The sequence below is a fragment of the Streptomyces sp. NPDC091282 genome, from assembly GCF_044757385.1.
Lineage (GTDB): Bacteria > Actinomycetota > Actinomycetes > Streptomycetales > Streptomycetaceae > Streptomyces > Streptomyces gramineus.
In genome coordinates this window covers 289,815-311,728 of the sequence record NZ_JBIVUX010000006.1, presented here as the reverse complement: position 1 = coordinate 311,728, position 21,914 = coordinate 289,815, and the positions used below count along the sequence as shown (strand labels likewise).

Genomic DNA, 21,914 nt, shown 5'->3' with positions numbered 1-21,914 from the left:
AGACGCCTCGCTGCCATACTTACGTCGCCGTAGGTTACGGAACCGTAGGGAAGTCTCTCCGTCGTCCCGTCCGGTCACCGCGGATCGGCACCTGTCTCAGCCCTCGACCCCCCAGGGGACGCGCATGACCTCGTCTAGTTCCGATGTGATCGACGACGCCCACAAGCCGGCCGACGCTGCCACGGTGTCCGCCACGCTGGGCGGCGAGAAGAAGGGTTCGGTCGAGCAGTTCGCCCTGCTGCTGTTCATCGTCGTGCCGTTCCTCGCGCTGCTGGCCGCGGTGCCGCTGGCGTGGGGCTGGGGCGTGAGCTGGCTCGACCTGGGCCTGATGGTGTTCTTCTACTTCCTGGGCTGCCATGGCGTGACGATCGGTTTCCACCGCTATTTCACGCACGGCTCGTTCAAGGCGAAGCGGCCGCTGCGGATCGCGCTGGCGATCGCGGGTTCGATGGCGGTGGAGGGGCCCCTGGTGCGCTGGGTGGCCGACCACCGCAAGCACCACAAGTTCTCCGACGCGGAGGGCGACCCGCACTCGCCGTGGCGGTTCGGCGAGACCATGCCGGCGCTGATGAAGGGCCTGTGGTGGGCGCACATCGGCTGGCTGTTCGACGAGGAGCAGACCCCGCAGGAGAAGTACGCGCCGGATCTGATCAAGGACCCGGCGATCCGGGCGGTCTCGCGGCAGTTCATCCTCTGGACGGCGCTGTCGGTGGGGCTGCCGCCGCTGATCGGCGGTCTGGTGACCTGGTCCTGGTGGGGCGCGTTCACCGCGTTCTTCTGGGGTTCACTCGTGCGGGTGGCGCTGCTGCATCATGTGACCTGGTCGATCAACTCGATCTGCCACGCGGTGGGCAAGCGGCCGTTCAAGTCGCGGGACAGGTCGGGCAACGTGTGGTGGCTGGCGGTGCTGTCCTGCGGTGAGTCCTGGCACAACCTGCACCACGCCGACCCGACGTCGGCGCGGCACGGGGTGGAGCGAGGCCAGGTGGACTCGTCGGCGCGGATCATCCGCTGGTGCGAGCAGCTGGGCTGGGCGTACGACGTGCGGTGGCCGTCACGCTCCCGTATCGATTCGCGCCGCAACACCGGGGAAGGCGGCTCCCGGCGAGGGTCGGAGACCGCCGAGGCGGCATGATTGACGGCGTGGCGACCGACTCCAGCACCCCCAGTCCCGAAAAGCCGCGGCGGGCACGTCGCACCCGGATGACCGGTGCGGAGCGCCGCCAGCAGCTGTTGGAGATCGGTCGCACCCTGTTCGCGGCGAAGGGGTTCGAGGGCACCTCGGTGGAGGAGATCGCGGCGAAAGCCGGGGTGTCCAAGCCGGTGGTCTACGAGCACTTCGGCGGCAAGGAGGGCCTGTACGCGGTGGTCGTGGACCGGGAGATGCGCCGGCTGCTGGACATGGTGACCGGTTCCCTGACCGCCGGGCATCCGCGGGAGCTGTGCGAGCAGGCCGCGTTCGCGCTCCTGGACTACATCGAGGAGTACACGGACGGGTTCCGGATCCTGGTCCGGGACTCGCCGATCCCGCAGTCCACGGGGTCCTTCGCGTCCCTGATCTCGGACATCGCCACCCAGGTGGAGGACATCCTGGGCCGCGAGTTCAAGTTGCGGGGCTTCGATGCCAAGCTGGCGCCGCTGTACGCGCAGGCGCTGGTGGGCATGGTGGCGCTGACCGGTCAGTGGTGGCTGGACGTGCGCCGTCCGAAGAAGGCGGAGGTCGCCGCCCACCTGGTCAACCTGGCCTGGCACGGTCTGGACGGCCTGGAGCCGAAGCCGCGCCTGATAGGGCACCGCAAGGCCTGACCGTCCCGCGGCCGGGGTGTGCCGCGGGCCCTGTGCCGGGCGGTCCCGCCGGGGTCAGCGGACCGGTTCGAGGAACTCCAGGCGGTTGCCGACGGGGTCCTCGCAGTAGAAGCGGCGGTGGCCCGGCAGGTTCCCGTCCCAGGCGACGGGTGTGCCGTGGGCGGTGAGGCGGGCCGCGTAGGTCTCGATGCCGGTCACGAGCAGGCCCGGGTGGGCCTGCCTGGCCGGCCGGAAGTCCTGTTCGGTCCCCAGGTGGAGACTGACCTCGCCGGCCCGGAACCAGCAGCCGCCGCGGGCGGCGAGCGCGGGCGGTTTGGGGACCTCCGTCATGCCCAGGGTGCCGGTGTAGAAGGCCCGCAGCCGGTCCTCGGAGCCGGGCGGGGCGGCGAGCTGGACGTGGTCGAGGGCGGCGATCATCGGCTGTCCTCCCTGCGGGCGACGGCGAAGACGCGGCGGAACGGGAACGGGGTGCCGTGCGGGCCGGCCGGGTAGGCCTCGCGCAGCGCGGTCCGGTACTCGGCGAGGAAGGCGTCACGGGCCTGCGGATCGTCGGCGAGGGCGGTGAGGACGGGACGCAGCCCGGTGCCCTTGACCCAGTCGAGCACCGGGTCCTCGCCGGTGAGCAGGTGGACGTACGTCGTCTCCCAGACGTCGGCGGCGCAGCCGAGCCCGGTCAGCCGCTCCAGGTAGGCCTCGGGGGCCAGGACGGCGTCGTCGTGGCGGAGTACGTCGGCGAGGCGGCCCCGCCAGCGCGGGGACTCGGCGAGGGTGCGCATCAGGCGGTGGCTGGGCGCGGTGAAGTTGCCGGGGACCTGGAAGGCGAAGGTGCCGCCGGGGGCGAGGCCGGCGATCCACTCGGCGAACCGCTCGGTGTGCCCGGGGATCCACTGGAGCGTGGCGTTGCTGACGATCAGGTCGTAGGGCCGCTCGGGCGTCCAGGTGCGGACGTCCGCGGGGGCGAAGTCCAGACTGCCGCCGCCGGCCGTGGGGCCCTGGTACTCCACGGTCGCCTTGTCGAGCATCTCGGGCGAGTTGTCGTAGCCGGTGATGCGGGCGGCGGGCCAGCGTTCGGCGAGCAGGGCGGTCATGTTGCCGGGTCCGCAGCCGAGGTCGGCGACGGCCGGGGAGTCGCCGGGGAGGCCGGGGATCCGGGCGAGGAGGTCGGTGAAGGGGCGGGCGCGGTGGCCGGCGTGCCGGAGGTACTGGGCGGGGTCCCAGGCAGGAGTGGTCATGGGTGCCACTTTCCCCGCCCGAATATCTCGATGTCAAGAAGCTCGACATCAAGAGACTTCATGTCGACACAACCACTACACTGATCGCCATGGAGGACGAGGTCGATCGGCTGGTGGCTGCGTGGCGCCGGGAGCGCCCGGACCTCGACGTGGAACCGCTCGAGGTGCTCAGCCGGGTGAGCCGGCTGGCCCGGCACCTGGACCGGGCGCGTCGGCTGGCCTTCGCCGAGCACAGCCTGGAGCCCTGGGAGTTCGACGTGCTGACCGCGCTGCGCCGCGCCGGGACGCCGTACCAGCTCTCCCCCGGACAGCTGCTGACCCAGACCCTGGTGACCTCCGGGACGATGACCAACCGGATCGACCGGCTGGCCAAGAAGGGCCTGGTGGAACGGCTGCCGGACCCGAGCGACCGGCGGGGCGTGCTGGTGCGGCTGACCGAGGAGGGCCAGGACCGCGCGGACCAGGCCCTGGCCGGACTCCTCGACCAGGAACGGGCGATCCTCGCCGAGCTGTCCCGCTCCCAGCGCGCCGAACTGGCCGCCCTGCTACGCCAGTTGACCGCCCCGTTCGACAACATCCCCGGCTGAGGGGCCGGTCAGGTCGACCGGGCCGACTCCGGCCCGGCGGGCCAGCGCCACCGCGGCCAGGGTGGAGTGCACGCCCAGTTTCCCGAGCACGTTCTGCATGTGGGTGCGGACGGTGTGCGGGGACAGGAACAGGCGCTCGGCGACCGCCTTGCGCCCCAGGCCCGCCACCATGCACCGCAGGACCTCCCGCTCCCTCGGCGTGAGGGACTCCACCAGCCGCTCGCTCTCGGTGCGGTGCTTGCGCGCGGCCGTCAGCTCCCGCAGGACCCCGGTCAGCAGGGCGGGCGGCAGGTGCGTCTCGTCGCGCAGCACCCCCCGGATGACGTTCAGCAGCCGGGACAGCGAGCAGTCCTTGGCGACCCAGCCGCAGGCACCGGCCTGCAGGGCCAGCGCCGCGCGCCGCGGGTCGTCCTTCTCCGCGAGCACGACGACCCGGACGGCGGGATGGGCCGAGCGGACCCCGGCGACCAGGGACATCCCGTCGACCAGCCCCTCCTCGTCACCCTCCTGCACCGGCACCGCCGGGCGCCCGCCGGGCAGTTGGCCGCCCAGATCGGCGTCGACGAGCAGCACATCGAAGCGGCGGCCCTCGGCGACCGCGCGCTCCAGGCAGCGCAGCGCCGCCGGACCGCTCCCGGCCGCGGACACGTCGACGTCGGGCTCGGCGGCCAGCGCCGCGGCGAGCGACTCGGCGAAGATGCGGTGGTCGTCGACGACCAGAACTCGGATACGAACCACGAAACCCCCTTCCCCAGGCTCTTCACGAGCAGGGGATGCCCCGAGCCCAAGGTGCTCAGAGCGACGATCACACGGACACGGCACCCGTGAGGGGGCCGAGCCGCACGGCCGCCGCCGTGCCTGAACTGCTACCCCCGTCGCGGGTGCCGTACCCGACGTGTCTCGCCCCCTGATCAGCACCGGCCCCCACCGGTACTGCTCCTCAGGGTACGGACGGGGGCCGGGAGCGGAAGGCAATTTGCAGAACTGCCCGGCCGACGCGTTTATGGTGTGCCGCATGTTTCGTATTGAGGCGGAAGTCGACAAAGAACGGCGGGAGCTGCTCCGCACCAGGCTGCTGGACGACAACACGGCGGCCTCCCCGGTCCTCGCGGCCCTGCGCGGCACCCCCGAGGAACGCCAGGTGCCCCTGCACGTCTGGGCGACGGACGAGGCCTCGGGCGGCCTCGCGGGCGGCCTGGTCGGGCACACCTGGGCGACCTGGCTGCACGTCACCTATCTGTGGGTGGACGCGGGCCTGCGCGGCGCGGGTCTGGGCGGCCGGCTGCTGGCCGAGGCGGAGCGCATCGCCGGGCGGGAGCGCGCCTGCACGGCCGTGCGGCTGGAGACCTGGGACTTCCAGGCGCCGGACTTCTACCGCAAGCAGGGCTACGAAGTGGTGTGCGTGGTCCCCGACTATCCGCCGGGGACCACGGAGTACACCCTGGTCAAGCGGCTGGGCTGAGCCTCAGACCGCGCGGCGGGCGCCCGCCGACGGCACCGCCTCGAACGTCCGGGGCGCCGTGAAACCGGCCGCCGCGAACGCCTCCTCGACCGCCTTGGTGATCGTGTCGACGTCGGAGGCCTCCGCGAGGACGATCGCCGAGCCGCCGAAGCCGCCGCCGGTCATCCGCGCCCCCAGCGCGCCGCTCGCCAGGGCGGTGTCCACGACCAGGTCCAGCTCCGGGCAGGAGATCCGGAAGTCGTCGCGCAGCGAGGCGTGGCCCTCGGTGAGCACCGGGCCGATGGCCCGGGTGTCGCCGGCCTCCAGCAGGGCGACGACGCGCTCCACCCGGTGGTCCTCGGTGACGACGTGGCGGACCAGGCGCCGCACCTCCTCCTCGTCGCCGAGCCGGTCCAGCGCCGCGCCGAGGCCGTCGTAGGCGACGTCCCGCAGCGCGTCCACGCCCAGCAGGGCCGCGCCCTTCTCGCAGCCGGCCCGGCGCTTGCCGTACTCGCCGCCGCTGTGCGCGTGCTTGACCTGGGTGTCGACCACCAGCAGGCGCATGCCCTCGGCCGCCAGGTCGAAGGGGATCTGCTTCTGCGAGAGGTCCCGGGTGTCCAGGAACAGGGCGTGCCCGTGCTCGCAGCACGCGGACGCCGTCTGGTCCATGATGCCGGTCGGCGCCCCGACGTAGACGTTCTCCGCGCGCTGGCACAGCCGGGCCAGCTGCCAGCGGGCCAGGCCCAGTCCGTGCAGGTCGTTCAGCGCGAGGGCGATCACCACCTCCAGGGCCGCGGAGGAGGACAGGCCGGCGCCGGTCGGGACGGTGGAGGAGAGGTGCACGTCGGCGCCGCCGACCGGGTGGCCGGCCTCGCGCAGTGCCCAGACCACGCCCGCCGGGTACGCCGTCCACTCGTGGTCGGTGCCCGGTTCCAGGGCGTCCGGGGCGAGTTCGACGACTCCGCCCTCGATGTCGGCGGAGTGCAGGCGCAGCACGCCGTCGGTGCGGCGGGAGACCGCGGCCGTCGTCACGTGCGGCAGCGCGAACGGCATCACGAAGCCGTCGTTGTAGTCGGTGTGCTCACCGATCAGGTTGACCCGGCCCGGCGCCGACCACACTCCTTCGGGCGCCGTCCCGTAGAGCTCGGTGAATTCGTCCCGGACCCGCTGTGCCGCGTCCACGTCTGCCCCCACTGGTGCCCCCACTAATGCTCCCTCGACACGTGCTGCGCGAACTCCCAGGCGTCCGCGACGATCCCCGCGAGGTCCGCGCGGGTCGGATTCCAGCCCAGCTTCTCGCGGGCGGTGGCCGCGGAGGCGACTAGGACGGCCGGGTCGCCGCCCCGGCGCGGGGCCACGACCTCGGGGATCGGGTGGCCGGTGACCTGTCGGACGGTCTCGATGACCTCGCGGACCGAGAAGCCCTCGCCGTTGCCGAGGTTGCAGATCAGGTGCTCGCCGGGGCGGGCGGCCGTCAGGGCCAGCAGGTGCGCCTCGGCCAGGTCGGCGACGTGGATGTAGTCGCGGACGCAGGTGCCGTCGGGCGTCGGGTAGTCGTCGCCGAAGACCGAGACGGCCTCGCGGCGGCCCTGCGCGACCTGGAGGACCAGCGGGATCAGGTGCGACTCGGGGTCGTGGCGCTCGCCCTGCGCGCCGTAGGCGCCGGCCACGTTGAAGTAGCGCAGGGAGACCGCGCCCAGGCCGTGGGCGGCGGCCTCGCCGGTGATCATGTGGTCGACGGCGAGCTTGGTGGCGCCGTACGGGTTGGTGGGCTTCGTCGGGGCGGTCTCGACGATCGGGACCTGCTCCGGCTCGCCGTAGGTGGCCGCGGTGGAGGAGAAGACGAGCTTGCGCACGCCGGCCTCGCGCATGGCGGCCAGCAGCGCCATGGTGCCGCCGACGTTGTTGTCCCAGTACTTCTCGGGCTTCACGACCGACTCGCCGACCTGCGAGGACGCGGCGAAGTGCAGCACCGCCTCGTAGGAGGAGTCCAGCCACTTCGCGGCGTCGCGGATGTCGCCCTCGACGAAGGACGCGCCCGCGGGGACGCCCTCGCGGAAGCCCGTGGACAGGTTGTCGAGGACGGTGACCTCGTGGCCCGCCTCCAGCAGGTGCTGGGACACCACGCTGCCGACATAACCCGCCCCGCCCGTCACCAGGTACTTCATCAACTCGCTACCTCTCGCAGTCGCTCGGCCGCGCGCTCCGGCGGCACGTCGTTGATGAACACGTTCATGCCGGATTCGGAACCCGCGAGAAACTTCAGCTTGCCGGACGTGCGGCGAATGGTGAAAAGCTCCAGGTGCAGCGCGAAATCGTCGCGCGAGACACCGTCGAACTCCTCCAGCGTCCCGAACGGCGCCTGGTGCCAGGCGGCGATGTAGGGCGTGGGAGGCTCACCCTCACCGAAGATACGGTCGAAGCGCCTCAAGAGTTCCAGATAAACCTGAGGGAACTCCGAGCGCGCCGCCTCGTCGAGTCCGAGCAGGTCGGGGACCCGGCGCTTCGGGTACAGGTGGACCTCGTAGGGCCAGTGCGCCGCGTAGGGCACGAAGGCGGCCCAGTGTTCACCCTCAAGGACGACGCGCCGGTCGGCGAGTTCACGCTCCAGGACGGCGTCGAAGAGGTTCTCCCCGCCGGTCGCCTCCTTGTGCGCCGCGAGTGACCGCAGCATCAGTGCGGTGCGAGGGGTGGTGAAGGGGTAGGCGTAGATCTGGCCATGGGGATGACCGAGCGTCACGCCGATCTCCTCACCGCGGTTCTCGAAGCAGAACACCTGCTGGACGGAGGGGAGATGGGACAGTTCCGAGGTCCGGTCGGTCCACGCGTCGAGGACCAGCCGCGCCTGCTCCTCGGTGAGGCTCGCGAAGGACGCGTCGTGGTCGGAGGTGAAGCAGACCACCTCGCAGCGGCCGGAGTCGCCGGCCAGCGAGGGGAAACGGTTCTCGAAGACCACCACGTCGTACGACGAGTCCGGGATCTCGCTGAGGCGGTCGCCCCGGGTCGGGCACAGGGGGCACTGGTCGGCCGGCGGGTGGTAGGTGCGGCCCTGCCGGTGCGAGGCGATGGCGACCCGGTCGCCGAGGAGCGCGTCGCGGCGGATCTCGGAGGTGGTGTGCGTCCGCTCCAGCGGCCGGCGGTCCACCGCGTCCCGGACGGTGTCGTCCCGCAGGTCGTAGTAGATGAGCTCGCGACCGTCGGCCAGCCGGGTCGAGGTCTTCTTCACTGCGGACTCCCGAAATTCGCGCGTTGTTCGAGTCAGCCAACCATCAAACAGAACCGAACACACCAAAACACAACTCACCAGGTGAGTCAACATCGCAATCAATCAAGGTGAGACAACAAAAGTGTTGAATTCTTGGATGCAGAACCCCACCAATGCTCCCGTTTCCCCCACATATCTCGCCGAGGAGCTGCGGCTTCCCACCAACGGCCTCGACTACGCGATCCTCGCGATCTACTTCGTGGTCGTCCTCGGCATCGGCTTCGCGGCCCGCCGCTCGGTGAAGACGAGCCTCGACTTCTTCCTCTCCGGGCGCTCACTGCCCGCGTGGATCACCGGGCTCGCGTTCATCTCGGCGAACCTGGCCGCCACCGAGATCCTCGGCATGGCGGCCAACAGCGCGCAGTACGGCGCGTACACCGTGCACTGGTACTGGATCGGCGCCATTCCGGCCATGGTCTTCCTCGGCCTGGTGATGATGCCCTTCTACTACGGGAGCAAGGTCCGCTCGGTCCCCGAGATGCTGCTGCTGCGCTTCGACAGAGCCGCACACCTGCTGAGTTCGATCCTGTTCGCCTTCGCCGCCATCCTCATCGCGGGCGTCAACCTGTACGCCCTCGCGATCGTCGTCGAGGCGCTGCTGGGCTGGCCGCAGTGGGTGGCGATCGTGGTGGCCGGCGCGTTCGTGCTGGCGTACATCACCCTCGGCGGCCTCTCCTCGGCCATCTACAACGAGGTGCTCCAGTTCTTCGTGATCCTGGCCGCCCTCATCCCGCTGTCCGTGCTCGGCCTGAAGAAGGTCGGCGGCTGGGACGGCCTGGTCCACAAGCTCGACGCCACCCACGGCCACAACTTCACCTCCGCCTGGGGCGGCACCGGCATCGGCAGCGTCAACCCGCTCGGCGCGAACTGGCTGACCATCGTCCTCGGCCTCGGCTTCGTCCTCTCCTTCGGCTACTGGACGACCAACTTCGCCGAGGTCCAGCGCGCCCTGTCGGCGAAGAACCTCTCCGCCGCCCGGCGCACCCCGCTGATCGCCGCGTACCCGAAGATCTTCATCGTCTTCCTGGTGATGATCCCGGGCCTGGTCGCCGCCGCGCTGGTACCGAAGATCGGCACCTCGGGATCGGACCTCCAGTACAACGACGCGATCCCCTACCTGATGTCCCAGCTGCTGCCCAACGGCGTGCTCGGCATCGCGGTCACCGGTCTGCTCGCGGCCTTCATGGCCGGCATGGCGGCCAACGTGTCGTCCTTCAACACCGTGTTCACCACGGACATCTGGGCGAAGTACGTGGTGAAGGACCGCGAGGACGCCTACTACGTGCGCTTCGGACGGCTCATCACCGTCATCGGCGTGTGCGCGTCCGTCGGGACGGCGTTCCTCGCGTCGTCGTTCTCGAACATCATGAGCTACCTGCAGACGCTGTTCTCCTTCTTCAACGTGCCGATGTTCGTCGTCTTCATCGTCGGCATGTTCTGGAAGCGGGCCTCGGCGAAGTCCGGCTTCTGGGGACTGCTCGCCGGCACGGTGACCGCGATGGTCAACTACTTCGTCCTCTACAAGAAGGACATCATCGGCATCCCCTCCGACCAGGGCGCCAACTTCGTCTCCGCGATCGCCGGCTTCGTCGCCGGTGCGGTGGTGATGGTGATCGTGTCCCTGTTCACCGCGCCCAAGCCCGAGGCGGAACTGGCGGGCCTGGTCTACGGCACGCGCTCCCCCGGCGCGGCCGAGGCGCCCGCCCCCGGCGACGAGGCCTGGTACCGGCGTCCCGCGCTGCTCGGCTGGGGCGCGGTGGTCCTCGCCGCCCTCTGCTACATCCCGTTCTCGTTCTGACCCCGGCCGCGGGAGAATAATGGAGAAACCATGACCGACGACATCCAGCGGGAAGTCACCGACCTGGAGAGCAGGTCCACGACCGCCGCACGCATCTTCGACCTGCGGCGGATCATCGGCGGCCTGTTCGTGGTGTACGGGATCATCGTCACGATCACCGGGATCACGGACTCGCAGGCCGAGATCGACAAGGCCCAGGGGATCAACATCAACCTGTGGACCGGGATCGGGATGCTGCTGCTGGGAGCGGTGTTCCTGGTGTGGCTGTGGCTGCGGCCCACCCCGCCGGCGCCGCCGGTGGAGGGGACCGAGGAGTAGATGGCCCGTCGCCGCGGGGGCGTGGACCGTGTCCACGCCCCCGCGGCGGCTAGCGGATCTCGCCGCCGTTGCCGACGGGGCCCGCCCTGTCCAGCAGGCCCGTCCGGGCGGCCAGCGCCGCGGCCTCCAGGCGGGACCCCACGCCCAGCTTCATCAGCACCCTCTGTACGTGCGTGCGCGCCGTGCTCGGGGCGATGCCCATGCCCGCGGCGATCAGGCGGGTGTCCTCGCCGTCGGCGACCCGGACCAGGACCTCGACCTCCCTCGGGGTGAGCATCTGGAGCAGGCGCTGGCCCTCGTCGTCGGGCTGGGCGGCGGGGTTGAGCAGTTCACCGAAGGCGCCCTGGAGCAGCGCCGGGGCCACGGCTGCCTCACCGGCCCGCGCCTTCATGATCGCCCGCTCCACGCCCTCTATCCGCTCGTCGTGCCGGACGTACCCGGACGCGCCCGCGGCGAAGGCCGCCGCGATGCCCCGCGGCGACGGCACCGGGCCGAGGACCAGCACGGCGACCTGCGGCCGCTCCCGCTTGATCTTCACCACCGGGTCGAACATGCCCGGCTCGGCCGGGGTCGCGGTGCCCAGCAGGCACACCTCGGGCGCGCGCGTGATGACCAGTTCCGCCGCGCCCGCCGCCGGAGCCGCCGCGGCGAGCACCCGGTGGCCGCGCAGTTTCAGTGCCGAGGCCAGCGCCTCCGCGAGCAGCCGGTGGTCGTCGACCACCATGAGCCGCACTCCCATAGAGCAACCCCCCACTCCCCCCAATGGATGCCCCACTATGGATGCCCACTGGTCCGCATGGACAGAGGGCCCCCCGGCACCTCGTCCTTCATGCCCCCGGAAGCTACACGCTTGTTCGACGTCGCGCTGCCCCTACTGATGAGAAGTGCCCCGGATATGAGGAATCCCTGGCTTTTCTGGTATTCGCGGCGGAAGCGCGCCGTCAGCCGTCCGTGCCGAACGCGGCGACCAGGTACTCCTTGGACGACGTCGACGAACCGATGGCGTGGGCGTACACCGCGGACAGGTACAGGCGACCCCGGGAGTAGAGGACCTCGGCGTACGCCGGGGCCATCGCGGTCTCCAGGGCCTTGACCTGCGCGGTCGCCGGGTTCTCCAGCAGCTTGGTCTCCTTGAACGAACTGCCGTCGATACTGACGACCTGAGCGCCCTTGTTGTACGGCGGGTTCTTGTACGCGATCACGTTCGGACCGTCCATGCGCAGCGGGGTGATCGTGTAGTTGTCGCCGGCGTCGGCGCGCTGGCCGGTCTGCTTGCCGGTGCCCAGGTCGAAGGCGACGATCTCGTTGGTCTTCGAGAACTGCCCGCCGCCGTCGTGCTCCTCGGTCGGCAGGTAGAGCCGGTCGTTGCCGACCACCACTCCCTGGCACTTCTCCACCTGGTAGATGCCGTCGCAGCGGGCCGCGTAGGAGCTGCCGGGCGTGGAGATGCGGGTGCGTAGCTTGCCGGTCGTGTTGTCGATGGAGAAGACGTCCGAGAAGCCGCTGCCGTCGCCCGCGCTGTCGTTGACGTCGGCGGCGACCACCAGCGGGTCGGTCGACACGACGCTGGCGTAGGGGATGCCGGAGCTCATCTCGTACTCGGAGGCCACCTTGCCGGAGACCGGGTCGATGGTCTGGATGTGCAGCTGGGCGGTGTCGCCGCTGCCGCACTTGCGGACCGCGACCAGCTTCGCGCCGCCGCCGTACCCGGCGTCGTAGCAGGTGTCGGTCGGCTTCGGCTGCCAGCGGACCTTGCCGGAGGCCAGGTCGAAGGCGGCGCCGCCGCTGGTGCCGCCGACCGCGACTGTCTGCTGAGCGACCGTCACGTTGTTGAAGTTGACCGGCACGTCACCGGACTTGATCGTCTGCGTCCACAGTTTCTTACCCGCGTTCAGGTCGATCGCGGCGACCTGGGTGCAGCCCGCGGAGGAGCCCTTCGGCGGCATCTTCGGCTGGAAGACGACGGCCGTCCTGCCGTCCGAGCTGACGTGCCCGGTGGCGTAGCAGACCGGGCCGGGCAGCGGGACGGTCCACAGCCTGGCGCCCGAGGAGGGGTCGTAGCCGGTGATCCGGGCGACACCGGTCTTCGCGTACACCGTGCCGGTCAGCCAGGAACCGGAGGTGACCGTGGTGTCGGCCGCCGTCGGCATCGGGACCTGGAAGAGGACCTTGGCGGCCGGGTCCGAGGGCACCTTCTCGCTGCCTCCGCCGCCGCCCTTGCCGTCGCCGGAGCCCTTGGTGCCGCCCGTGCCTCCCGTGTCGGCGCCGGCGGTGTCGTGCTTCCCGCCGCCGCCCGAGGACTTGGAGTACCAGATGCCGCCGCCGACGATCAGCGCGATCGCGGCGACCGCGGCGACGATGATGTACAGCGAGGCGTTGGTGCGGCCGGGAGCGGTGGCCGGGACGGGCACCGTGGGGGCACCGCCCGGGTAGCCGTAACCGGGCTGCTGCGCATAGGGGTTGGCGTACCCGGGCGGCTGCTGGGCGTACGGGTTCGCGGCCGGGGGCGGCGCGGGGTAGCCGTAGCCGGGCTGCGGGGGTTGAGGCTGCTGCGGGTAGCCATAGCCGGGCTGCGGGGGCTGGGGCTGGGGCTGCTGCGGGTAGCCGTAGCCGGGCTGCGGGGACGGCGGCGCGGGCGGCTTCGGCGGTTCGGCGGGAGCGCCCGAACCGGGCTGCTGCGGGGGCTGGTTGGGCGGCGGCGGAGGCGGCTGGGTCATGACGGGTACCTCGGGGGAAGGCTCGGGAGCGGACGGGGAAGGGGCGTGACGGGTCCGCTCAGTTGCCGAAGGCCATCATCAGCTTCTCCTTCGCGTCGTCGCTGCCGGTCAGCCGCGTGGAGGAGAGGTAGAAACGCCCGTCGACCCAGGCGACCGCGCCGTCGTAGAAGCCGTCCTCGATGCCGGCGGTGTGCTGCGGGTTCTGGAGCAGCCTGGTGGCGGTGTGGGCGGAACCGGTCGTCGGGACCGACACGACCTGGCCGCCCGAGTCGTACGACGGCCGTACGTAGGCGACGAGTGTGCCGCCCTCGGTCTCGACCGGGTACATCGACTCGTCCGTCGGGGACTTCACCCGCCACTCCGCCTTGCCGTCGGCGAGGCTGATCGCGACGATCTCGTTGGCGCCGCTGTTCTTGTCCGTGGGCAGGTAGAGGGTGTTCGCGTCGACGGCGACCCCCCGGCAGCCCTGGAGGTCGCGGGCGAGGAGCGCCCAGCCGCACTGCGGTGCGAACTTCTCGTCGACCTTCACCTCGGAACGGAAGGCGCCCTTGGCGTCCAGGGTCGAGATGTTCCAGGCCTTCTTGTCCTCGTTGGTCATGTAGACCACGAGCGGGTCGACGGAGTACGTCCGCTGGACCGACCAGCCCTTCTTGACCGGCCGGGTCCACCTGACATGGCCGGTGGCCGGGTCCAGCTCCGATATCTCGTCGTGCTGGTTGCCGCCGCCGGCCCCGCAGGAGGCCACCTCGACCAGCCGGTTGGTGCCGCCCGCGAACCCCGAGGGGAAGCAGGACGCGCCGTACTCCTTCTTGTCGTACAGCTTGTGGCCGCTGGCCAGGTCGTACGCCGTGCCGGACTGGGAGCGGCCCACCATCAGCGTCTTCCCGCTGACCGTCAGCTCGATGCTGAGCGCGGAGTCGAACAGCCCGCCGTCGGCGACGGTCGCGGTCCAGCCCTTGCGGCCCGTGTCGAGGTCGACCTCCTGCAGCTGGTTGCACTTGGCCCGGTCGCTGGTGCCGTTCATGGACGCCACGACGACCTTGCCGCCGGCCGACTGGACCGGGGTGACCGCGCAGATCTTCTGCGGGAACGCGATCGGGGTCCAGGCCGGCTCGCCGTCCGCCACCCGGTAGCCGAACAGCTGCTTGTACGCCGCCTTGACCGCGGTCTTCCGGGTGATCCACATGCCGGGTGCGTCCGCGCCGGAGGCCGGTGCGTCGGGCGCCGACTTGTACCAGAGCACCTTGGCCTCGCCGGGCTTGCGGCCCGCGTTGAGGTCGTCCGGGTCCGCGCCGCCGTCACCGCTGCCGTCACCCGGGTCGACCGGGTCGGCGCTGCCGGAGGCCTTGGGGTCGGCGGACCGGTGGGCGACCGGCTTCTCTCCGCCGCCACCGCCGCCGCCGCTGGTCACCGCGTACACGGTGCCGCCGACGACCAGCAGCCCCGCCACGGCCGCCGCGACGATCACCCAGGGCTTCCCCCTGAACGGCCCGCCGCCACCGGGCTGCGGAGTGCCGCCCGGTGTGCCCGGGTACTGCGGCAGATAGCCGTAACCCGGCTGCGGCGGCTGCCCGTAGGGGCCGGGCTGGGGCGGCTGCCCGTAGGGGGCCGCCGGTGACGGCTGCCCGTACGGTCCTGCCTGCTGGGGCTGCCCGTAGGGGCCGGGTTGCGGCGGCTGCCCGTAGGGGCCGGGCTGCCCGTACGGTCCCGGCTGCTGCGGGTGGCCGGGTCCCGGCCGGGGCGGCTGGGCGGGAGGCGGCGGCGCGCCGAAACCACCCTGCGCGGGCGGCTGCTGCGGCGCGCCGAAGCCGCCCGGCTCCGGCGGCTGACTGGGTGGCTGAGTCATCAGCGATCTTCCCCCGTTACTGATTTTTCGCCACGCCCCCGGGCCCCCGACGGGCCCCGGGCCGTGCGCGGACTGCTCTCAGACCGACCTTTCTACCACCCGGCACCGACAGCGGACCGGCCCCCATCAGCCCCTGTGCCCAAGGAAGAACCGCCCTGTGATGCGCCCGTTACGCGCCTTCACGCCGCCTCCACGCCACGCCCGCACGGCGGTTTCGCGCCGCCGGTCCGGCCCGGTTACGCGTCCTCGGCCAACTCCAGCCAGCGCATCTCCAGTTCCTCGCGCTCCCCGCTCAGGTCGCGCAGCTGGGCGTCGAGTTCGGCGACCTTGGCGAAGTCGGTGGCGTTCGCGGCGATCTGATCGTGCAGCTTGGTCTCCTTCTCGGAGACCCGGTCCAGCTGACGCTCGATCTTCTGGAGCTCCTTCTTGGCGGCGCGCTGGTCGGCGGCGCTCCGCTCGGCCGTCGGAGCCTTCGGGGCCACGACGGTGGCGGCGGCCGCCTCCTCCATCCGCTGCCGCCGCTCCAGGTACTCGTCGATGCCGCGCGGCAGCATCCGCAGGGCGGCGTCGCCGAGGAGGGCGAAGACGCGGTCCGTGGTGCGCTCCACGAAGAACCGGTCGTGGGAGATGACGATCATCGAGCCGGGCCAGCCGTCGAGGACGTCCTCCAGCTGCGTGAGGGTCTCGATGTCCAGGTCGTTGGTGGGCTCGTCGAGGAAGAGGACGTTCGGCTCGTCCATCAGCAGGCGCAGCAGCTGGAGGCGGCGGCGCTCACCGCCGGAGAGGTCGCCGACCGGCGTCCACTGCTTCTCCTTGTTGAAGCCGAACGTCTCGCACAGCTGCCCGGCGGTCATCTCGCGCCCCTTGCCGAGGTCGACGCGCTCGCGGACCTGCTGGACCGCCTCCAGGACCCGCGTGTTCGGGTTCAGTTCGGCGACCTCCTGGGAGAGGTAGGCGAGCTTCACGGTCCGGCCGACGGCGATCCGGCCGGCCGCCGGCTGCTCCTCGCCCTCGGTGCGCGCGGCCTCGGCCATGGCCCGCAGCAGGGAGGTCTTGCCGGCGCCGTTGACGCCGACCAGGCCGATCCGGTCGCCGGGGCCGAGCTGCCAGGTGACGTGCTTGAGCAGCACCTTGGGGCCGGCCTGGACGGTCACGTCCTCCAGGTCGAACACGGTCTTGCCGAGCCGGGAGGAGGCGAACTTCATCAGCTCGCTGGTGTCGCGCGGCGGCGGCACGTCGGCGATCAGCTCGTTGGCGGCCTCGACCCGGAAGCGGGGCTTGGAGGTACGGGCCGGGGCGCCGCGGCGCAGCCAGGCCAGCTCCTTGCGGACGAGGTTCTGCCGCTTGGTCTCCTCGGTGGCGGCGATCCGCTCCCGCTCGGCGCGGGCGAAGACGTAGTCCGAGTAGCCGCCCTCGTACTCGTAGACGTCGCCGCGCTGCACGTCCCACATGCGGGTGCAGACCTGGTCGAGGAACCAGCGGTCGTGGGTGACGCAGACCAGCGCCGAGCGGCGCGTGCTCAGGTGGCGGGCGAGCCAGGCGATGCCCTCGACGTCGAGGTGGTTGGTGGGCTCGTCCAGGACCAGCAGGTCCTGCTCCTCGATGAGCAGCTTGGCGAGCGCGATCCGGCGCCGCTCTCCACCGGACAGCGGTCCGATGACGGTGTCCAGGCCCTTGGGGAAGCCGGGCAGGTCCAGTCCGCCGAAGAGGCCGGTGAGGACGTCCCTGACCTTCGCGTTGCCGGCCCACTCGTGGTCGGCCATGTCGCCGATGACCTCGTGCCGGACGGTGGCCGCCGGGTCGAGGGAGTCGTGCTGGGTGAGGACGCCCAGGCGCAGGCCGCCGGAGTGCGTGACGCGGCCGGTGTCGGCCTCCTCCAGCTTGGCGAGCATCCTGATGAGGGTGGTCTTGCCGTCGCCGTTGCGGCCCACCACGCCGATGCGGTCGCCCTCCGACACGCCGAGCGAGACGCCGTCCAGCAGGGCACGGGTGCCGTAGACCTTGCTGACGTTCTCGACATTGACCAGGTTGACGGCCATTTCACTCCTGCGCACGGGGACGGTCAGCCTCCCAGCGTAATGCGCGCCGGGCGGCCTTCCCGCCGCGAGCCGCCCGCCGGGCGCCGGGCGGATGTCCGCCCGTCCGGCCGGTTCCGCGTCACCCGGAGCCGGCCGCCCGCCGCGCCGCCCGCTGTTCGTACCGCCACACCGCGGTGAGCATCCAGGCGTCGGGCCACCGGTCCCGGTCCACCGGGCCGATGTGCCGTTCGGCCTCCACACAGCGCGGGTCGTCCTGGTGGGCGAGTCCGGACACGGCGTGGATCCGGGTCGGCTGGTCCTCCTCGTGCACCAGTACGGCCAGCGCGTCCGCGATCCGCGGGTCGTGCCCCCGGTACTCCGCGAGCCAGGTGCAGGCCGCCGACCGCACGCGGGGGTCGTGGTCCCGGGCCAGCGCGAGCACCGTCCGCAGGCTCTCGGGGCGCACCAGCAGCCGCTGCTCGTCCAGCTCCAGGGTGTGCGGCACCATGCGGCGCACCCGGGCGTCGGGATGGGTCAGGTACGACCGTCCCAGTGCCTCGGTCTGCGGGCTCCCCTCCTCGGTGAGCGCGTTGAGGACGGCCTGGAGCACCTCCGGGTCGCGTTCCTCGCGCGCCCAGGGCAGCAGCACCGCCGTGCCGCGCCCGTCGAACGGGGAGGGGGTCCGGGCCAGCGGCGGGCCCAGCAGGAGGAGCAGCAGCAGTTCGGCCGCGAACAGCCGCCGGAGCCGGTCCGCGCTGCGGCCGGCCTCCACGGCGGCCGCCCAGGTGTCCTCGTCCCCGCGGACGCTGAGCGTGTGGACCGCCTGCGACCAGACGGCGTGGTCGGGGGCGCGGCGTGCCAGGGCCCGCGCGAGCAGGTCCTCGAAGGGGGCGCGTATCCCGAAACGCGCCTCCAGCTCCGTGAGGATCCCGTCGTGTCCGTCCCGCGCGGTCAGTCCGCCCACGGCGACCCGCTCGTAGATCCGGTAGCCGTCGCGGTCCACGACCGGCTCCCGGACCGCCGGGCCGTGGTCGCCGCTCCGGCGCCGCAGTTCCGCCTCCGGGCCCGCCGCGGCCCATCGCCTGGCCCGCTCCAGCAGTGCGCGCCGTACGTCCGGCGGGAAGCGCACCGGCTCCCGCAGGAGCGCCGAGACCATCTCGATCGATCCGCCGTCCACGGCCCGCCCCACCGGCGTGCTCCCGTCGGACAGCGCCGCGAGCGGGTCGGCTCCGGCGTCGGTCAGTGCGTGGACGACCTCCTCGTCGCAGGCCGCGACGGCCACGCAGAGCAGCGGGGCCCCGGTGTCCGGGTCGGGCGTGTCCGGGTCGGCTCCGTCGTCCAGCAGCCGCCGGACTCCGTCCGCGTCCCCGTTCCGTACGGCGGCGACGAGTTCCTGGGCGGTCATGCGCGGGCGTCCCCCGTTCCCGTGGCCGGACCCGTGCGGTCTGCGGCGGCGGGATCCTAGTGCGGTCGCGGGACGCGGGGCACGCGGATTATCACGCGGGGCACGCGGACGACGCGGGCGCAGGGCCGGGCGCCGGGCCTCCCCGCCGGGAGCGCGCTCACCGCGCGGGGGCCGGTGCGCCCGGTCGCCGCGTCGTTCAGGCGTCGGCGGGGGCGGTGGCGCCCCGCGGTGACGGCAGGACCCTCGCGCCGGGTGCCGGGGCGGTCGCGGTGCGCACCGACCGGCAGGTGCCGGAGGTACGGAGGGCCTCGGCGACCTTGGTCGCGGACTCGGGGTCGCGGACCAGGAACGCCGTCGTGGGCCCGGAGCCGGAGACCAGCGCCGCCAGGGCACCGGCCGTGCGGCCCGCGTCGAGCGTCCGCGCGAGGTCGGGGAAGAGGGAGAGCGCGGCGGGCTCCAGGTCGTTGGAGACGGCGGCGGCCAGCGCGTCCGGGTCGCCCGCGGCGAGCGCGTCGAGCAGGTCGCGGGAGGCGACGGGCTCGGGGACGGCGCGGCCCTCGGCGAGCCGGTCGAACTCGCGGAAGACGGCCGGGGTGGACAGCCCGCGTCCGGCCATCGCGAACACCCAGTGGAAGGTGCCGCCTACCTCCAGGGCGGTGAGCCGTTCGCCGCGCCCGGTGCCGAGTGCGGCGCCGCCGACCAGGCTGAAGGGCACGTCGCTGCCCAGGTCCGCGCAGATCGCGAGCAGTTCGGCGCGCGAGGCGCCCGCCTGCCACAGCTCGTTGCAGGCGAGCAGCGCGCCCGCCCCGTCCGCGCTCCCCCCGGCCATGCCGCCGGCGACCGGGATGTCCTTGGCGATGTGGATGCGCACGGCCGGTTCGATGCCCCGGCGCTCGGCGAGCGCGAGCGCGGCGCGCGCGGCGAGGTTGGTGCGGTCCAGCGGCACCTGGTCGGCGTCCGTGCCGGCGCAGGTGACGCTCAGCTCCTCGGCCGGCTCCACCGTGACCTCGTCGTACAGGCCGACGGCGAGGAAGACGTTGGCCAGGTCGTGGAAGCCGTCGGGGCGGGCGGCGCCCACCGCGAGCTGGACGTTGACCTTGGCCGGGACGCGTACCGTGACGCTCACTTGCCGGACTCCTCTGTCAGGGACGCGGCCTCTGCGATCCGCGCGAACTCCTCCACCGTCAGCGACTCCCCGCGTGCCTGCGGCGAGACCCCGGCGGCGACGAGTGCCGCCTCGGCTGCCCCCGCCGACCCGGCCCAGCCGGCCAGGGCCGCCCGCAGGGTCTTGCGCCGCTGCGCGAACGCGGCGTCGACGACCGCGAAGACCTCGCGCCTGGACACCGTCGTCTTCAGCGGCTCGGCGCGCCGGACCAGGGAGACGAGCCCGCTGTCGACGTTCGGCGCGGGCCAGAAGACGTTGCGGCCGATGGCTCCGGCCCGCTTGACCTCGGCGTACCAGTTGGCCTTGACGGAGGGCACGCCGTACACCTTCGAGCCGGGCGCGGCGGCGAGCCGGTCGGCGACCTCGGCCTGCACCATCACCAGCGTCCGCTCGATGCTCGGGAAGGTGTCGAGCATGTGGAGCAGGACGGGGACGGCGACGTTGTAGGGGAGGTTCGCGACGAGCGCGGTGGGCGGCGGTCCGGGCAGCTCGGCGACGTGCATCGCGTCGGAGTGGACCAGCGCGAACCGGTCCGCGCGCGTGGGCATGCGCGCGGCGATCGTCGCGGGGAGCGCGCCCGCCAGGACGTCGTCGATCTCGACGGCGGTCACCCGGTCGGCGGCCTCCAGGAGCGCGAGGGTGAGGGACCCGAGTCCCGGCCCGACCTCGACGACGACGTCGTCCGGGCGGACTCCGGCGGTGCGGACGATGCGGCGGACCGTGTTGGCGTCGATCACGAAGTTCTGGCCGCGCTGCTTGGTGGGGCGTACACCGAGCGCCGCCGCGAGTTCACGGATGTCGGCCGCGCCGAGGAGGGCGTCGGGGAGGGGGCTGCTGCTCACGGGACAAGGGTACGGGCCGCCGGGAGGCCTCCCGCCGGTCACCCGTGCAGCCGCGCCCCGCAGTGCGGCCAGGGCGTGGAGCCGCGTTTGGTGTAGAGCTTCTTCGCCCGGAAGGTCTGCTCCTCGGCGGGCGCGTCCTGCGGGCGTCCCTTGCCGCCGAGGCTGTGCCAGGTGTGGGAGTCGAACTGGTACAGCCCGCCGTAGGTGCCGGAGGGGTCCACCGCGGCCGGGCGCCCGCCGGACTCGCAGGCGGCGAGGCCGTCCCAGTTCAGGCCGTCGGCGCCCTTCACGGAGTCCGGGTGCGGCTTGGTGCCGACCCTGACCAGCTGGGTGCGCGGCTTGCGGACCACCTCGGCCTGCTCGCGGCGGGGCCGCTGCCGGACCCCGTTGACGGTCCGCAGGTAGTAGGTGACCCGGCGCAGGCCTGGCCGGCCCGCCCGCTCGACGACCTCGGTGCCCCGGAACACCGTGGGGTCGGGTCTGCGCCGCACCTCGAAGGGGACGGTCTCCTCGCGCACCTCCCGGTTGGCGGTGACGCGCAGCACGGTCACCGTCTGTCCGTCGCGCGGGAAACCGGCCTGCGGCACGGAGGTGGTGTCCTGCCCGTGCAGGGTGACGCCGGCCTCCTCCACGGCCTCGCGGACGGTCGCCGCGTTGGTGCGGATGGTGCGGGTCCGGCCGTCGGCGAGGATCGTGACCGTGCGTTCGGTGCGGACGTCGAGCGCGAGGCCGGCGCGCCCGATGCCCCGGGAGCGGGTGGCCGACAGGTACGCGCCCTCGGCCCGCACGCCCAGCTGGGCGAGGGCCCCGTCGACGGTGCGTGCCGTCGTCCACACCTCGCGCTGCCGGCCGTCCAGGGTGAGGCGCACGGGGCGGCCGTAGCGCACGGCGACCTCGTCGCCGCTGGCCAGGACCGCGCCGCCGGCGGGCGCCACCACGTCGTGCGCTCCCACCCGTACGCCTTCGTCGGAGAGCAGTTCGGTCACGTCGTCGGCGAACGTGTGCAGGACGCGCGGGCGGCCGTCGACGGTCAGCTCGATCGCCTTGTCCTTGGCGAGGAACGCGGTGGTGCCGCCGGCCAGGAAGGCGACCACCAGCGCCTGCGGCAGCAGCCTGCGCACGGCGGACTCGGAGCGCCGGCCGTACCGGGGCTTGCGGCGGCGGGCGGCGCGCCGCCCGGATCCGGCGCGTGCCTCCGGTCCGGGCGCCTCGCCGTCGGGCAGGTACCCGCTCCGCCGCGGCGGCTCCGGGTCGCCGGGCCCGCCCGGCGCGGGCGCCTGCCCCTGCGTCCGGCCCGCCGGGGCGGCCGGTGCCGGGAGTTCGTAGGCCGGCCGGTAGGTGTCACCCCCGTAGGCGGCCACGCCGTATCCCTGCGTCACGGCGTCGTGCACGCCGGGTGCGTCGGGCACGCCCGACGCACCATGGGGGTCGTACGCCTCAAACGTCTCGTACTGCGGTGTGCTCACGCCGACAC

20 protein-coding genes are annotated in these 21,914 nt (G+C 72.5%); 6 read left to right on the top strand and 14 right to left on the bottom strand.

Annotated features, from left to right (window positions below; translation table 11 throughout):
* Positions 1–124 precede the first annotated feature (124 nt).
* Both ACIQOE_RS28545 and ACIQOE_RS28540 read left to right on the top strand, forming a co-directional pair.
* The gene (locus ACIQOE_RS28545; protein WP_351321003.1) at positions 125–1,135 is read left to right on the top strand and encodes a fatty acid desaturase; all 1,011 of its coding nucleotides are present in this window, start codon (positions 125–127) and stop codon (positions 1,133–1,135) included.
* A complete protein-coding gene (locus tag ACIQOE_RS28540) occupies positions 1,132–1,806 on the top strand; it encodes a TetR/AcrR family transcriptional regulator (RefSeq protein WP_351321005.1) in 675 nt (224 codons plus the stop codon). The genes ACIQOE_RS28545 and ACIQOE_RS28540 overlap by 4 nt, the downstream gene beginning before the upstream one ends.
* Positions 1,807–1,860: 54 nt before the next feature.
* On the opposite strand, the gene ACIQOE_RS28535 is transcribed toward ACIQOE_RS28540, so the two are convergent.
* Both ACIQOE_RS28535 and ACIQOE_RS28530 read right to left on the bottom strand, forming a co-directional pair.
* The gene (locus ACIQOE_RS28535; RefSeq protein ID WP_362650512.1) at positions 1,861–2,223 is read right to left on the bottom strand and encodes a VOC family protein; all 363 of its coding nucleotides are present in this window, start codon (positions 2,221–2,223) and stop codon (positions 1,861–1,863) included.
* Entirely contained in the window at positions 2,220–3,038 is an 819-nt protein-coding gene (locus tag ACIQOE_RS28530; protein ID WP_401414511.1) for a trans-aconitate 2-methyltransferase, read from the bottom strand. The genes ACIQOE_RS28535 and ACIQOE_RS28530 overlap by 4 nt, the downstream gene beginning before the upstream one ends.
* An 89-nt stretch (positions 3,039–3,127) precedes the next feature.
* On the opposite strand from ACIQOE_RS28530, the gene tamR reads away from it, so the two are divergent.
* A complete protein-coding gene (tamR, locus tag ACIQOE_RS28525) occupies positions 3,128–3,625 on the top strand; it encodes a MarR family transcriptional regulator TamR (protein WP_351321011.1) in 498 nt (165 codons plus the stop codon).
* On the opposite strand, the gene ACIQOE_RS28520 is transcribed toward tamR, so the two are convergent.
* Positions 3,584–4,363, bottom strand: a complete 780-nt coding sequence (locus ACIQOE_RS28520; RefSeq protein ID WP_351321013.1) for a response regulator transcription factor — start codon at positions 4,361–4,363, stop codon at positions 3,584–3,586. The genes tamR and ACIQOE_RS28520 overlap by 42 nt on opposite strands.
* Before the next feature lie 277 nt (positions 4,364–4,640).
* Here ACIQOE_RS28520 and ACIQOE_RS28515 point away from each other — a divergent pair, with 277 nt between their 5' ends.
* A complete protein-coding gene (locus ACIQOE_RS28515) occupies positions 4,641–5,087 on the top strand; it encodes a GNAT family N-acetyltransferase (protein WP_351321015.1) in 447 nt (148 codons plus the stop codon).
* 3 nt (positions 5,088–5,090) lie between these two features.
* Here the strand turns inward: ACIQOE_RS28515 and galK are convergent, their stop codons facing one another.
* The 3 genes from galK to galT are packed head-to-tail and all read right to left on the bottom strand — an operon-like array spanning position 5,091 to position 8,292.
* On the bottom strand, positions 5,091–6,248 hold the full coding sequence (gene galK / locus ACIQOE_RS28510) for a galactokinase (RefSeq protein WP_351321017.1): 1,158 nt from the start codon (positions 6,246–6,248) through the stop codon (positions 5,091–5,093).
* Between the two features lie 23 nt (positions 6,249–6,271).
* Complete coding sequence (gene galE, locus ACIQOE_RS28505; protein ID WP_401414508.1) at positions 6,272–7,234, bottom strand: UDP-glucose 4-epimerase GalE; 963 nt, start codon at positions 7,232–7,234, stop codon at positions 6,272–6,274.
* Entirely contained in the window at positions 7,234–8,292 is a 1,059-nt protein-coding gene (galT, locus tag ACIQOE_RS28500) for a galactose-1-phosphate uridylyltransferase (protein ID WP_351321021.1), read from the bottom strand. The genes galE and galT overlap by 1 nt, the downstream gene beginning before the upstream one ends.
* 136 nt (positions 8,293–8,428) lie before the next feature.
* On the opposite strand from galT, the gene ACIQOE_RS28495 reads away from it, so the two are divergent.
* Together ACIQOE_RS28495 and ACIQOE_RS28490 are read left to right on the top strand one after the other, a co-directional pair.
* On the top strand, positions 8,429–10,129 hold the full coding sequence (locus ACIQOE_RS28495) for a sodium:solute symporter family protein (protein WP_401414506.1): 1,701 nt from the start codon (positions 8,429–8,431) through the stop codon (positions 10,127–10,129).
* 30 nt (positions 10,130–10,159) lie between these two features.
* Entirely contained in the window at positions 10,160–10,447 is a 288-nt protein-coding gene (locus tag ACIQOE_RS28490) for a hypothetical protein (protein ID WP_351321025.1), read from the top strand.
* Between the two features lie 49 nt (positions 10,448–10,496).
* Here the strand turns inward: ACIQOE_RS28490 and ACIQOE_RS28485 are convergent, their stop codons facing one another.
* From ACIQOE_RS28485 to ACIQOE_RS28450, 8 genes are all read right to left on the bottom strand, one after another.
* Complete coding sequence (locus tag ACIQOE_RS28485; RefSeq protein ID WP_362650529.1) at positions 10,497–11,186, bottom strand: LuxR C-terminal-related transcriptional regulator; 690 nt, start codon at positions 11,184–11,186, stop codon at positions 10,497–10,499.
* A gap of 202 nt (positions 11,187–11,388) precedes the next feature.
* The gene (locus ACIQOE_RS28480) at positions 11,389–13,164 is read right to left on the bottom strand and encodes a PQQ-binding-like beta-propeller repeat protein (protein WP_401414503.1); all 1,776 of its coding nucleotides are present in this window, start codon (positions 13,162–13,164) and stop codon (positions 11,389–11,391) included.
* A gap of 58 nt (positions 13,165–13,222) precedes the next feature.
* The gene (locus tag ACIQOE_RS28475) at positions 13,223–15,010 is read right to left on the bottom strand and encodes a PQQ-binding-like beta-propeller repeat protein (protein ID WP_401414501.1); all 1,788 of its coding nucleotides are present in this window, start codon (positions 15,008–15,010) and stop codon (positions 13,223–13,225) included.
* 236 nt (positions 15,011–15,246) lie between these two features.
* Positions 15,247–17,049 carry an ABC-F family ATP-binding cassette domain-containing protein gene (locus ACIQOE_RS28470; protein ID WP_365563064.1) on the bottom strand — a complete coding sequence of 601 codons (1,803 nt, stop codon included), beginning with the start codon at positions 17,047–17,049 and terminating at the stop codon, positions 15,247–15,249.
* 118 nt (positions 17,050–17,167) lie between these two features.
* Positions 17,168–18,433 carry an ankyrin repeat domain-containing protein gene (locus tag ACIQOE_RS28465; RefSeq protein ID WP_401414499.1) on the bottom strand — a complete coding sequence of 422 codons (1,266 nt, stop codon included), beginning with the start codon at positions 18,431–18,433 and terminating at the stop codon, positions 17,168–17,170.
* Positions 18,434–18,629: 196 nt separating this feature from the next.
* Positions 18,630–19,559, bottom strand: coding sequence for a 4-(cytidine 5'-diphospho)-2-C-methyl-D-erythritol kinase (locus ACIQOE_RS28460; RefSeq protein ID WP_399012650.1), 930 nt, complete (start codon positions 19,557–19,559; stop codon positions 18,630–18,632).
* Positions 19,556–20,440 carry a 16S rRNA (adenine(1518)-N(6)/adenine(1519)-N(6))-dimethyltransferase RsmA gene (rsmA, locus tag ACIQOE_RS28455; protein ID WP_401414496.1) on the bottom strand — a complete coding sequence of 295 codons (885 nt, stop codon included), beginning with the start codon at positions 20,438–20,440 and terminating at the stop codon, positions 19,556–19,558. The genes ACIQOE_RS28460 and rsmA overlap by 4 nt, the downstream gene beginning before the upstream one ends.
* Before the next feature lie 38 nt (positions 20,441–20,478).
* On the bottom strand, positions 20,479–21,906 hold the full coding sequence (locus tag ACIQOE_RS28450; RefSeq protein ID WP_365563076.1) for a ubiquitin-like domain-containing protein: 1,428 nt from the start codon (positions 21,904–21,906) through the stop codon (positions 20,479–20,481).
* Positions 21,907–21,914: the final 8 nt, after the last annotated feature.